The organism is Amycolatopsis sp. lyj-346, assembly GCF_046548975.1.
Classification (GTDB): Bacteria; Actinomycetota; Actinomycetes; order Mycobacteriales; family Pseudonocardiaceae; genus Amycolatopsis.
The window spans coordinates 1-13,078 of record NZ_JAJPWT010000014.1 but is presented as its reverse complement, the minus strand read 5'-3'; the positions used below and the strand labels follow the sequence as shown (position 1 = coordinate 13,078).

General features: G+C 72.4%; 8 protein-coding genes and 1 pseudogene. 7 read left to right on the top strand and 2 right to left on the bottom strand.

The window, feature by feature from the left end:
• The first annotated feature begins 456 nt into the window (after positions 1-456).
• From ACLJQE_RS32725 to ACLJQE_RS32695, 7 genes are all read left to right on the top strand, one after another.
• Entirely contained in the window at positions 457-1,686 is a 1,230-nt protein-coding gene (locus ACLJQE_RS32725; RefSeq protein ID WP_410643391.1) for a pyridoxal-dependent decarboxylase, exosortase A system-associated, read from the top strand.
• Between the two features lie 15 nt (positions 1,687-1,701).
• Entirely contained in the window at positions 1,702-4,224 is a 2,523-nt protein-coding gene (locus ACLJQE_RS32720) for a BTAD domain-containing putative transcriptional regulator (RefSeq protein WP_410643390.1), read from the top strand.
• A 224-nt stretch (positions 4,225-4,448) separates the two neighbouring features.
• Positions 4,449-5,372 (top strand): TIGR03564 family F420-dependent LLM class oxidoreductase, encoded by a 924-nt coding sequence (locus tag ACLJQE_RS32715; protein ID WP_410643389.1) that lies wholly within the window; start codon positions 4,449-4,451, stop codon positions 5,370-5,372.
• 139 nt (positions 5,373-5,511) lie between these two features.
• The gene (locus tag ACLJQE_RS32710) at positions 5,512-6,435 is read left to right on the top strand and encodes an ABC transporter permease (RefSeq protein ID WP_410643388.1); all 924 of its coding nucleotides are present in this window, start codon (positions 5,512-5,514) and stop codon (positions 6,433-6,435) included.
• Positions 6,435-7,430 carry an ABC transporter permease gene (locus tag ACLJQE_RS32705; protein WP_410643387.1) on the top strand — a complete coding sequence of 332 codons (996 nt, stop codon included), beginning with the start codon at positions 6,435-6,437 and terminating at the stop codon, positions 7,428-7,430. The genes ACLJQE_RS32710 and ACLJQE_RS32705 overlap by 1 nt, the downstream gene beginning before the upstream one ends.
• 10 nt (positions 7,431-7,440) lie before the next feature.
• Positions 7,441-9,120, top strand: a complete 1,680-nt coding sequence (locus tag ACLJQE_RS32700) for an ABC transporter substrate-binding protein (protein ID WP_410643386.1) — start codon at positions 7,441-7,443, stop codon at positions 9,118-9,120.
• Positions 9,117-10,826 carry an ABC transporter ATP-binding protein gene (locus ACLJQE_RS32695; protein ID WP_410643385.1) on the top strand — a complete coding sequence of 570 codons (1,710 nt, stop codon included), beginning with the start codon at positions 9,117-9,119 and terminating at the stop codon, positions 10,824-10,826. Before ACLJQE_RS32700 ends, ACLJQE_RS32695 begins: the two co-directional genes overlap by 4 nt.
• A 137-nt stretch (positions 10,827-10,963) precedes the next feature.
• On the opposite strand, the pseudogene ACLJQE_RS32690 reads toward ACLJQE_RS32695, so the two are convergent.
• Both ACLJQE_RS32690 and ACLJQE_RS32685 read right to left on the bottom strand, forming a co-directional pair.
• Positions 10,964-11,455 (bottom strand): annotated as a pseudogene (locus ACLJQE_RS32690) (transposase); the annotation flags it as partial.
• A 200-nt stretch (positions 11,456-11,655) separates the two neighbouring features.
• On the bottom strand, positions 11,656-12,891 hold the full coding sequence (locus tag ACLJQE_RS32685; protein WP_410643384.1) for a DUF222 domain-containing protein: 1,236 nt from the start codon (positions 12,889-12,891) through the stop codon (positions 11,656-11,658).
• Between the last annotated feature and the right edge of the window lie 187 nt (positions 12,892-13,078).

The following is a 13,078-nucleotide window of genomic DNA, read 5'->3' as shown; positions in this document are numbered from 1 at the left end:
GGAAATCGGGGAATGCGTGGTGCTGTCCGAATTGCACCGGTTCCCGGGAATTTCCGGGTGGCGCCGGTGGATTCCGATCGTGCGTGGTGCGCACCCCGTTCGTCAAGGGGTGTTTCCGGTGCCGCCGGTGGCAGGCAGACGACGGCAGGAAGCTGCCACCGGAGCGTGCCACCCGCCTGGAGCAGTGGGGGTGGGTGACTGCGCCGAACGGTGTGGTCAATTGCCCTGACCTGCGGAAATGACTGTCCAGTCCAGTGTGGATGGTGCCACCGGAGTGACCGCGCGGACACAGCAGGTACACCTGGGTGCCGCGGTCCCCACCTTGCCCCCGAATCTGGGTGAGGACTACCCATGTCCGGGTGGGTGGGTGCTTGCTTCAGTGGTCCCGTGCCGCCGCGGAACTGTTCGCGGCGTCGTTTCCGGTATTCATTCCCGTGCTCGAAGAAAAGGAACGCGATGGCGAACACGACGGAAGCCGCGGCGGCGCCGTTCGGCCGGGCCGGCGGTGTGCTCACCGTGGGCGGCGTGCCCGTGGACCGGCTCGCGGCGCGGGTCGGCACCACCCCCTTCTTCGCCTACGACCGCTCGCTCGTCACCGCCCGCGTCGAACGGGTGCGGGCCGCGCTGCCCGGCGACGTAGAGCTGAGCTACGCGGTCAAGGCCAACCCCATGCCCGCGCTGCTGCACCACCTCGGCGGCCTGGTCGACGGGCTCGACGTCGCCTCCGCCGGCGAACTGCGGCAGGCGCTCGACACGACGGTGCCGCCGGAGCGGATCAGCTTCGCCGGGCCGGGCAAGACCGCGGCCGAGCTGGCCCGCGCGGTCGCCGCCGGTGTCACGGTCGAGCTGGAGTCCACCACCGAGCTGACCCGCGTGCGGGAGGCCGGCGACCGCCTCGGCCTCACCCCGCGCGTGGCGTTGCGGGTGAACCCGGACTTCGCCGTGCGCGGGTCCGGCATGCGCCTGGGCGGTGGCCCGCAGCAGTTCGGCATCGACGCCGAGCGCGTGCCCGCCGTGCTGGCCGAGGTCGGCGCCGCGGGACTCGACTTCCAGGGCTTCCACGTCTTCGCCGGCTCCCAGAACCTGCGCGCGGAAAGCCTGTGCGAGGCGCAGCGGGCCACGGTCGACCTGGTGCTGCAGCTCGCGGAGGCGGCGCCCGGCCCGGTGCGGTCGGTGAACCTGGGCGGCGGCTTCGGCATCCCCTACACCGCCCGCGACACGGCACTGGACCTCGACGAAGTCGGCGAGAACCTGGCGAAGCTCCTGGACGTCTCGCTGCGGCCCGCGCTGCCCGAGGCGCGCGTGGTGATCGAGCTCGGCCGCTACCTCGTCGGGGAGGCCGGGGTGTACCTCACCCGCGTGGTCGACCGGAAGGTCTCGCGCGGCACGACGTTCCTGGTCGTCGACGGCGGCCTGCACCACCAGCTGGCCGCGTCCGGCAACTTCGGCCAGGCCATCCGCCGCAACTACCCGCTGGCGCTGGCGTCCGCACCCGGCGGTCCGGAGGAGACGGTGACGGTGGTCGGCTGCCTGTGCACCCCGCTCGACCTCCTCGGCGACCGGGTTTCCCTGCCCGGTGCGGCGATCGGCGACCTGATCGCGATCTTTCAGGCCGGCGCGTACGGCCTGACCGCCAGCCCCACCGCCTTCCTCGGGCACCCGGCGCCGCCCGAAGTCCTCGTCTGACCCCGGAGGAACACCGTGCAGACCACCGTGCCGACACCCGGAGCCGCCGTGCTCCGAGCCGTTCCCGATCCCTTGTCCGATCCCGTGCCCGATCCGATGCCCGGCCCCGGTTTCCGCGTGCTCGGCCTGTTGCAGGTCCGCGGCCTCGAGCCGGTCGTGGTGACCGCCCGCCGCCAGCAGGTCGTGCTTTCGCTGCTGCTGCTCAACGGCAACCGCGTGGTGCCGCTGGAGGTGCTGCTCGACGCGCTGTGGGGCGCCGAACCGCCCGCGACGGCCCGGGCACAGGTCCAGACCTGCGTGTCGGCCCTGCGCCGGGCGCTGGCGAAAGCCGGGCTGGGGGAACGGATCCGGGCCCGGGGCAGCGGCTACTGCCTCGACCTCGCGCCCGGGGAGCTGGACCTGCACGAGTTCGAGTCGCTGGTGGCGCGCGGGCGGGCCGCGCGGCGGCCGGAGGAGGCGCGTGCCGCGTTCCGCGGGGCGCTGGCGCTGTGGCGCGGCGAGCCGCTGACCGGGATCGACAGCGGCGTCGTGCGGGCCCACCAGGTCCGCATCGCGCAGCGGCGGGTGGAGGTGCTCGAGGACTGCCTCGACGCCGAGCTCGAGCTGGGGCTGCACCGCGAGGTCGTCGGCGAGATCGCGGTGCTGACCGAGGAGCACCCGCTGCGCGAGCGGTTCGTGCTGCAGCTGATGACCGCGCTGCACCGGTGCGGCCGCCGGGTCGAGGCCCTCGCCGCCTACCGGGCCGTGCGCCGCCGCTTCGTCGACGAACTGGGCCTGGAGCCCGGCGCCGCGCTGCGCGAACTGCACCAGGACATCCTCGCCGGTTCGAGCGAGGCACCCGCGAGCGGCCGCGCGGTCCCGCGGATGCTGCCCGCGCGCCTGCCGTACTTCACCGGGCACGAGCGGCTGCTGGCGGGACTGCGGCGCGGCCTCACCGACGACGGTCCCGGCGCCGCGGTGGTCACCGTCCTCACCGGACGTGGCGGGGCGGGCAAGTCCGCCGTGGCCGCGGAAGCCGCCCACCGCGCCGCGCCGTCGTTCCCCGGCGGAGTGCTCTACGCACGGCTCGGCGAGGAGGACGCCGCCGAAGTACTGGCGCGGTTCCTGCACGCACTCGGCGTGTCCGCGGCGGAGGTCCCCGAGGACCTGGACGGCCGTGCCGCGCTGTACCGCAGCGTGCTCGCCGGGCGCCGGGTCCTGACCGTGCTGGAGGACGCCACGAGCCTGGCGCGCGTCACGCCGTTCGTCTCGGACGCCCGCGGCTGCCGGCTGCTCGTCACCACCCACGCTCGCGTGCCGTCGCTGCCCGGCGTGGCGGTGGCCGAGCTCGACGTGCTGGACGGCGCGGAGGGGGTAGAGCTGCTGTCCGCGCTCGTCGGCGAGGACCGGGTGACCGCCGAGCTGTCCGACGCGGTCGAGCTGGTCGAGCTGTGCGGCGGCCTGCCGCTGGCCGTGACGGCGGCCGCCACGCACGTCGCGGCGCGCCCGGGCCGCACGCTGGCCCAGGAGGTGGCGCGGCTGCGGGCCGGGGGCGACCGGATCGGCAGGCTCGGCGCGGGCGTCCGGGCGGCGGTCGGGCGGGGCCTGGCGGACCTGTCCGCTCCGGCCCGGGATCTGTTCGCGCGGCTGGCCTTGCTCCCCGCGGGCAGCTGGGCGGGCTGGGCGGCGACGGCGCTGGCGGACCTCGGCCCGGCCGAAGCCGCCGACGCGCTGGAGTCGCTGGTCGACGCCCGGCTCGTCGACGTTGCCGGCACCCGCTACCGGCTGCCGTCGCTGACCCGGCTGCTCGCGCTCGAACTCCTGGCGGCGCAACCACTCCCGGCGCGTGCGGCGGCGTCCCGGCGGCTCTTCGGCGCGTGGCTGCACCTGACGGACCAAGTCCGGGATGCCGCGGCCGGCGGCGTGCCGCGGACGTCGGTGGCAGCCGACCTCGGCGACCCGGGTACGTGGTACGACCGCGAGTCCGCCGGCCTGCTCGCCGCGGTACGCCACGCCGCGGACGCGGGGGAGCCGGGGTACTGCGCGGAACTCGCGCTGGCGGTGGCCGAGCTGGCGGGCGCACGCGGCCGGTACGCGGACTGGCGGCAAAGCGGCGAAACGGCGTTGCGCGCGGTGGTGGCGGCGGGCGACCGCCGGGCCGAGGCGGCGCTCGAACGGTCACTGGGCGAGCTCGCGGTCCGCGAAAGCCGGTTCGCCGACGCGGCCGGCCGCATCACCCGCGCGCTCACGGCGGGCGAGCAGGCCGGCGGGGTGAGCTGGGACGAACTGGTCCGCCAGGTCCTCGCCGGGGTCGACCGCGCCCGGACGGCCGTGGCCGGCCGGCCGGTCCCGCTCACCCCGGTGTCCCGGCTGCCGGAGACCGGCAACCGCACGGCGTCACCGCGGATCGCGGTGGGCCGCAACCAGTTCGACCTGGCGGCCGACCGCGCCCAGCCCGACGCCACACCCCGCTCGACCGGCCGCGCGGGCCACCGCCGCTTGCCCCGCCCGAGGCCGATCTCGTGGCGGCGCGAGTCGGAGTACCCGGAAGAAGCCTGATTCCGGCTTCGGCTTCACCCGCCGACCGGGCCGGTTCCCCGGAACTCGCGTGATTGAGGCCGGAACTCGCGTGATTGCAGCCGTACCGGCTCTGATCACGCGAGTTCCGGGCCGGATCACGTGAGTTCCGGCTCTGATCACGCGAGTTCCGGCTTCGGGACCGGCGGGGCCGGTGCCGGCCTGGCCCGAAGGAAGCTCGATTCGTCACCAACCGGAGGAACGTCATGACCATCGGTGCCGCTCTGCCCGCCGGGGACCTGTCCGGGGTCGCCAACAGCGTCGAGGCAATGCTCGACCAGACCCGCGAGGCCGCGGCCGCCGGCCTGCGGTCGGTCTGGTTCTCGCAGCTCTTCGACCACGACGCCCTCACGCTCGCCGCGCTCGCCGGGCGCGAGGTGCCCGAAATCGCCGTCGGGACCGCCGTCGTGCCGCTCTACCCGCGGCACCCGCTCCACCTCGCCGCCCAGGCGCAGACCGCGCAGGCCGCCACCGGCGGGCGGTTCACCCTGGGGCTGGGCTTCGGCGTGCAAAGCCTGCTGGAACCGGCGTTCGGCTTCGAATACCCGCCGCCCATCACGTCCCTGCGCGAATCACTGACCGTGCTGCGCGACGTCTTCGACGGCCGCCGCCCGGTGTTCGACGGCGAGACCCTCACCGCCTGCCCGCCGCTGCCCACGGCGGTGCCCGGGGGTGGCGACGTCCCGATCGTCGTCGCCGCGATGGGCAAGCAGGCCCTGCGGCTGGCCGGCGAACTCGCCGACGGCACCCTCCCGTTCCTGGCGGGCCCGCGCGCGCTCGCCGAGCACGTCGTGCCCACGCTCGCCAAGGCCGCGGCCGACGCGGGGCGTCCCGGACCGCGGGTGATCGCGGCCGTCCCGGCGGTGGTGACCGACGACGCGGACGCGGTCCGGCAGATCGCCGCGGTCCACCTGGGCTACTACGGCGACATCCCGTCCTACCGCCGCATCCTCGACGCGGAGGGCGCGACCCACGCGGCCGATCTCGCGCTGATCGGCGACGAGCGCACGGTCGAGGCGGGCTTGCGCCGGTACTTCGACGCGGGCGCGACGGAGGTCGTCCTGATCCAGTCCGGCATGCGCTCGGCGCGGGACCGGGTGCGCACCTGGCAGCTGGCCGGGTCGCTGTAGCAAAAGTCCACGGAGCGGAATTCCACCAAACGGACACCGCCGGGAAGTATCGTTCCACATCGTGAGACGGTGGATCGATCACCGGGTCCACTGCATAAGGTCCCTGATCGTCACTCGATCGGCTGACCCTTGAGGTGCTGTGTCCGCCCCTGCCCTGCCGCCGCTTGCGGCGCGCTCCCTGCCCGCCGCGGTCTGGCGTGCCGTCCGGTCCGGGCGGTGGACGTTCGTCTGCGCCGTCCTGATCGTCCTCATCGTGCTGCTCGCCGCCGGGGCCGATCTCTTCGTCCTCGTCGAAGGGCAAAGCCTCGTCCCGGACATCGCCACGCTCGGCCCGACCGGGCTCCCGGCCGGGACGCTGGGCGGGGTGAGCGGCGCGCACTGGTTCGGGGTCGAGCCGCTCACCGGCGTCGACCTCTTCGCGCTCGTCGCCCAGGGAGCGCGGACCTCGCTGCTCGTCGGGCTCGGGGCCACCGTGCTCGCCACCGCGCTCGGGGTCGTGATCGGCGTCAGCGCCGGCTACCTCGGCGGCTGGTGGGACCGCCTGGTGACCTGGACCGCCGACGTCATCCTCGGCTTCCCCTACCTGATCTTCATGATCGCCCTCGGCGCCGTCCTGCCGGTCGACTTCCCGCGGCAGGTCACGCTGATCGTCGTCCTCGGGCTCTTCGGCTGGCCGCGCGTGGCCCGGATCGTCCGGGCGCAGGCCCTGACGCTCGCCAAGCGCGACTTCGTCGCCGCGGCCAAGGTCGTCGGCGGTGGCCCGTGGCACGTCTTCACCAAGGAGCTGCTGCCCAACCTGTGGGCGCCGATCATCGTCGTCGCCAGCCTGTCCATCCCGTCGATGATCGGCAGCGAAGCCGCGCTGTCGTTCCTCGGGGTCGGGGTCCTGCCGCCGACGCCGAGCTGGGGACGCACGATCAGCACCGCCATCGACTTCTTCGAAACCGACCCGATGTACCTGGTCTTCCCCGGGCTCCTGCTGTTCCTGGTCACGCTGGCCTTCAACGTCGTCGGCGACGCGATCCGCGACGCGCTCGACCCGCGTTCGGCAGGTGCGGCCTGATGCGCACCGCCCGCTTCGTCGCCACCCGGTTCGCCGGGATGCTCCTGGTCCTGTTCGTCGTCGCCTTCGTGACGTTCGTCGTGTTCTACGTCCTGCCCGCCGACCCGGCCCGGATGGCCTGCGGCCGCCCGTGCACCCCCGAAGGTCTCCAGGTGGCGCGGGAGTTCATGGGCTACGACGTCCCCTGGTACCGGCAGTTCTTCGACTTCCTCGGCGGGATCGTCGGCGGCCGCACGTTCGGCACGGGCGCCGCGGCCATCCACTGCGCCGCCCCCTGCTTCGGCTACGACTTCCAGAACAACGTCGACGTGCTCACCGAGATCGGCGGCCGGATCGAGGTCAGCTTCTCCGTCGCGCTGGGCGCCGCGGTGATCTGGATCGTCCTCGGGGTCGGGCTCGGCGTGCTGTCCGCGCTGCGCCGCGGGACCGCCGTGGACCGGATCACCATGGCCGCCGCCATGGCCGGCGTGTCCATGCCCGCCTACCTGGCCGGGATGATCGGCATCACGATCTTCGCCTTCGCCCTCGACGTCGTGCCGAAGTCCGGGTACGTGCCGCTGACCGAAGACCCCGCGCAGTGGGCCTGGCACCTCGTGCTGCCGTGGTTCGTCCTGGCCTTCCTGCACGCGGCGATCTACGCGCGGCTGACCCGCGGCCAGATGCTGGAAACCCTCGGCGAGGACTACATCCGCACCGCGCGCGCCAAGGGCCTGACCGAGCGCAAGGTCGTGGGACGGCACGCGCTGCGCAACGTCCTGCTGCCGGTGGTGACGGTGTTCGGCGTCGACCTCGGCGGCCTGCTGGCCGGGACCGTGATCACCGAGCGGATCTTCGGCATGGCCGGGGTCGGGCGCCTGCTCGTCGACGCCATCGCGTCGCTCAACCTGCCGGTGCTGCTCGGCGTGACGTTGTTCTCGGCCCTGCTGGTCACGGTCCTGAACTTCCTGGTCGATCTCTGCTACGGCGTGCTCGATCCGCGAGCCCGCCTTGTCTGAAGGGGACACGATGAAACGGGGACACTGGCTGCGATTCGCCGCCGGGGTGACGGCCGCCGTCACGCTGCTGACGGCGTGCGGCGCCAACGACACACCGGCCGGGCAGGGCGGCACCGTCAAGCCGGGCGGGAACCTCGTCCTGCTCAACGACGCGCCCTCGATCACGTGGGACCCGGCGAAGAGCTCGAGCCTGGTCGTCACCACGCTCGGGCTGATCCACCGGCGGCTGACGTCGTGGGACGTCGCGCCGGGCAAGGACACCACGATCGTGCCCGATCTGGCCACCGACACCGGGCGGCCCGGCGACGGCGGCAAGACGTGGACGTTCACCCTGAAGGACGGCCTGAAGTACGCCGACGGCACGCCGATCAGGAGCGAAGACGTCAAGTGGGGCCTCGAGCGGTCGTTCGCCCCCGCGTTCTCCGGTGGCCTGGCCTACCACAAGGACCTGCTCTCGCCGGGCCTGGCGTACAAGGGCCCGTTCGAGGGCAAGGAACTCGACACGATCCAGACGCCGGACGCGAAGACCATCGTCTTCCACCTCGCCCGCGCCTACGGCGACTTCAACTGGGTCGCCAGCACCCCGGCGTTCTCGCCGGTGCCGAAGGGCAAGGGCGCCGAGGCCAACTACGGTGACCACCCGGTCGCGTCCGGCCCGTACCAGCTGCAGAGCTACGAGCGCGGCAAGTCGGCGAAGCTGGTGCGCAACCCGAACTGGAGCCGCGACGAGGACAAGACGCGGCTGGCCAACCCGGACACCGTCGAGTTCCAGCTCGGCCAGGACACCAGCGTCATCTCCAAACGCCTGATCGACGACACCGGCACCGACCGCAACGCCTTCGGCACGTCGTTCGCCTCGCCCGCGCAGCTGGCCCAGATCCAGGGCAGCGCGTCGGCGAAGTCCCGGCTGGTGACGTCCGAATCCGGGGCGCTGGCCTACCTTTCGCTGAACACCCAGCGCGGGAACCTGACCAACCCGAAGGTGCGCCAGGCTTTCCAGTACGCCGTCGACAAGGCCGCCTACCAGGTCGCCAGCGCGGGCAGCGCCCAGCTGGCCGGCGACGTCGCCACCACGCTGATCACCCCGGGCCTGCAGGGCCGCGAGCAGTACGACCTGTACCCGGCGCCGCCGTCCGGCGACGTGGCGAAGGCCAAGCAGCTGCTGGCCGAGGCGGGCTTCCCGAACGGGCTCGACGGTCTCGTGCTGGCCACCCACAACGAGAACGGCTACCCGGAGAAGGCCGCGGCGATCCAGGCTTCGCTGGCCAGGGCGGACATCAAGGTCACGATCAAGCCGCTCGACGAGGACACCTACACGTCCGAAGTGGACACCAAGGGCCTCTCGGACTACGACCTGACGCTGACCTCGTGGCAGCCGGACATCCCGTCGGCCAACGCGAACATCCAGCCGCTGTTCCAGTCCACCGAGATCGGCAACGGCGGTGTCAACGAGTCCCGCTACAGCAACCCCGAGGTCGACAAGCTCATCACCGAGGCGCAGGCCACCGTGGACCCGGCCGAGGCCGGCAGGAAGTGGGCGGCGCTGGACAAGAAGATCCTCGCCGACTCGCCGGTGGTACCGCTGATCTACACCCGCAACTCGTTCCTGCACGGGTCGCAGGTCGGTGACGTGCAGATCGGGCGCTTCCCGGCCTACGTCGACTACCGCAAGTTCGGGATCCTGCAGTGACGCCGGCCGGGCTCCTGCGGCTGCACGACGTCGCGGTCTCGTTCGGGGACGTCGAAGCCGTCCGGGGGGTCGGCTACGAAGTCCGCGCGGGCGAGGTCGTCGCCGTGGTCGGGGAGTCCGGCTCGGGCAAGACGGTCACCGCGATGTCCCTGCTCGGCCTGCTCCCGCCCACGGCCCGCGTGACGGGCCGCGCGGAGCTGGCCGGGCGGGACCTCTACGCGATGACCCCGGCCGAGCTGCGCGCGGTGCGTGGCGGCGAGGTCGGCATGGTGTTCCAGGAGCCGATGAGCGCGCTGAACCCGGTGTTCACCATCGGCGACCAGCTCGTCGAGGCGATCCGGACGCACCGGGACCTGACCGCGGCCGCGGCGCGGGAGCGGGCGATCGAGCTGTTCGGCCTGGTCGGGCTGCCGGACCCGCGCGAGCGGTTCCGGGCCTACCCGCACGAGCTGTCCGGCGGGCAGCTGCAGCGGGTCGTCATCGCGATGGCGGTGGCGAACGAGCCGAAGCTGCTCATCGCCGACGAGCCGACCACCGCGCTCGACGTCACCGTGCAGGCGGAGATCCTCGAGCTGCTGCGGGACCTCCGTGCGCGGCTGGGCACGGCGATCCTGCTGATCACGCACGACATGGGCGTGGTCGCCGACCTCGCCGATCGCGTGGTCGTGATGCACGACGGCCGCGTGGTCGAGCAGGGTGCGGTCGAGACGATCTTCACCGCGCCGGCGGAGGAGTACACGCGGCAGCTGCTCGGCTCGGTCGTCTCGCTCAGCAGCGCGGCGACGACCGGGCTCGAGCGCGCGCTGACCGCGGACGTCCCGGTCGGACCCGGCCACGTCGCCGCGGGGGAGCACCCGGCGGTGGCGTCGGTCCCGGACGTCCCCGCCGAAGCACCGCTGCTGCAGGTGACGGACCTGTCGGTCACCTACCGCGGCCGGTTCCGCGCGCTGGCCGTGCACGCCGCGTCGGGGGTGAGCCTGCACGTGGCGCCGGGGGAGGTCCTCGGCCTGGTCGGGGAGTCCGGTTCGGGCAAGAGCACGGTGGCGCGGGCGGTCACCGGCCTGATCGCGCCCACGGCGGGATCCGTGCACGTCGGGGACGCGGACATCACGCGGGTGCGCGGCCGGGCGGCGAAGGCGCTGAGGCGCCGGGTCGGCGTGGTGTTCCAGGACCCGCTGTCCTCGCTGAACCCACGCACGACGGTGGGGGAGAGCGTCGCGACCCCGCTACGGCTGCACCGGGCGGCTCGCGGGTCCGAAGTGGACACCCGGGTCGCGGGCCTGCTCGAAGCCGTCCAGCTGTCGCCGTCGCTGGCCGCGCGCTACCCGCACGAGCTCTCGGGCGGCCAGCGCCAGCGGGCGTGCATCGCCCGGGCCCTGGCCCTGCGCCCGGACCTGCTGGTGGCCGACGAGCCGACGAGCGCGCTGGACGTGACGATCCAGGCCCGGATCCTCGACCTGCTGCGCGACCTGCGGCACGAGTTCGGCTTCGCGTGCCTGTTCATCAGCCACGACCTGGCGGTGATCGAGCAGCTCGCCGACCGCGTCGCGGTGATGCACCGCGGCCACGTGGTCGAGCAGGGCCCGGCCAAGGAAGTCCTGACCGCCCCGGCCCACCCGTACACGCAACGGCTCCTGTCGGCGGCGCCGGTCGCCGACCCGCAGGCCCAGCGCCGTCGCCGCGAAGCCTGGCGGCAGTTGCGTTAGGCCGGCAGCCCGAGCCGGCTGCGGTCCGGACCGAGCCAGCCGCTGCCCCACGATCGCCCGCACCACCGGCCCAGGTGTGCGGGCCGGCTGCTGCGGTCAGCCACCCCCGGCCGCACCCTCGGCGCGCCGGTGTGGCCTCAAGGGCTCGTGCAGTTGCTGCCAGACGCCGGTCTCGTGCCATGCACGTCGGCTCGCCGTTCGGTGCGGATGCGCAGACGGAAGGTTTTGAGCCAGGCGAAGGTGCGTTCCACGGGCCAGCGGATCGTTCCGAGGCCCGAAGCGTGCTCGACACCGCGGCGAGCGGGGTGATGCCGCGGGCGCGGACCAGGCGGCGGTACTTGTCGTGGTCGTAGCCACGGTCGGCGTAGAGCCGGTGAGGTCGGCGGCGCGGCTTGCCGACCACACCGCGGATCGGCGGGATGGCGTCGATCAGCGGGATCAGCTGGGTGACGTCGTTGCGATGGCCGCCGGTCAGCGTGACGGCGAGTGGGGTGCCGTGGGCGTCGGTGATCAGGTGATGCTTGGAGCCGGGTTTGCGGCGGTCGACCGGGCGGGGCCCGGTGTGGTCTCCCTTTGAGGGCACGCAGGTGTGTCGAGTCGACCAGCACGGCCGACAGGTCCAGCGACCCGGGTAGCGGAAACGCCGTGGATGCATCGGAAGCAGCGGCTCGAGCCGCTCCCACAGCGGATCGGTCAGAACCTCCTAACCCATACCAGGATTGTGTAAACCCTGCAGTCCAGGCAAAGACGGCACGCCGACTCATCTGAACTGACTTCTAAGCGCGTGGGTGTGGGCCCGTAGCCGTGTGGCTGCGGGCCTTTCCCGTGTTCAGGCTGCGAAGGGGAGTGGTTGGTGGAGGTTGTTGCGTCTGGGTTTTCGGCGCCTGTCGATAAACACCGGTGGAAGGAACTCGGGCAAGCCGTCGGCGGCGATCCGGACTTCCCATCCCGATCGGTGCAGCAACCGGTGGTGGTGAGCACACATCAGCACCAGATTGCCGAGATCGGTGGGGCCGCCGTCGGCCCAGTGGCGGATGTGGTGGCCTTGGCAGTGCCGGGGTGGCCGATGGCAGCCAGGGAACGCACAGCCACGGTCCCGCAAGAACAGGGCCCGGCGGAGCCCAGCGGAAATCAACCGCCGGAGCCGACCCAGGTTGAGAGGTTCGCTCTTCTCACCCAAGACGGCCGGGATGACCATCGCGTCGCAGGCGTGCACGCGAGCTTCGGCGGCCGACATCTCCCCAGTATCCCCAAGAGTTGCCGCACCCACACCTGACTTCAGGTCCTCGAGAGACACCGCGACCATGACGTGGGCTCGTTCTCCGGCCTGCATTGGCAGCTCTGGGGAGTTGAGGGCGAGGTCGATGGCGTCGGAGAAGGCGTCGCCGTAGCGCTGGGGGTGGGTGCGGTGGTCGGGGTCGTCGTCGCTGGTGCGGCGTTCGGCCAGGGCATCCAGGAGGGCGCTGGCGCGGGTGCCGGTCTCGTCATCGAATCTGGCGTTCAACTCCCAAGTGCCGGACCGTCGGCGCCGCAGGAACAGCTCCCGCGGCGGGATAACCGGGTCGGCGACGGCGGGTTCGGCGCCGTCCGGGTTGAGGTGGGCGAGGATGCGAGCCCCGAGCGCGGCGACCTGCTTGTGCCCGGCCCCGGCGGCGAAAGTCAACAGATCGGCCTCGGCGCTCTCGTGGTGCTCGGGCGGAACCTGGGTGAGGACATCGGTGATGACATCGATCATCGGGTTGCTCAACCGCCCAGCCAAAGCAGCCATGCCGGTGGCGGGTGCCAAGGCGGGAATCGGGCTGCCGTCGAGGGTGCGGCCCGGGTTCACCAGGCGGGCCCGTTTTACGATCCGTTCAGCGGCGGACTTGGGGATATCGGCCAGCTGCTCCAGCAACCGGGCCGCGGAGCGGTAGCCGAACAGCTCCATCACCCCACGCTGCTCAATCTCCACCAGCACAGCCCCGAGTTCGGCTTCGGCAGACCGCATACACGCCACCAACTCACCGATGCGATCGGCCAAAGCCACCGCATCAGAAGAGGAGGAGAGCACTGCGCTGCTGGTCATACCTCCAAACTACCGGTCATCGAACACGCGTTCATCACACGAAAGGGTGCAGCTGTAGCTGCTTAGACCACATCTCATTTGGGGTTGTTGTGGGCTAGAAGATCCAGCTTGATCGCCCGGCGGTAGCAGATCATTGCGCAGGCCAGCTGGGTGAAGCCCAGGAAGTGGGCAGCCTTGCGCTCGTAGC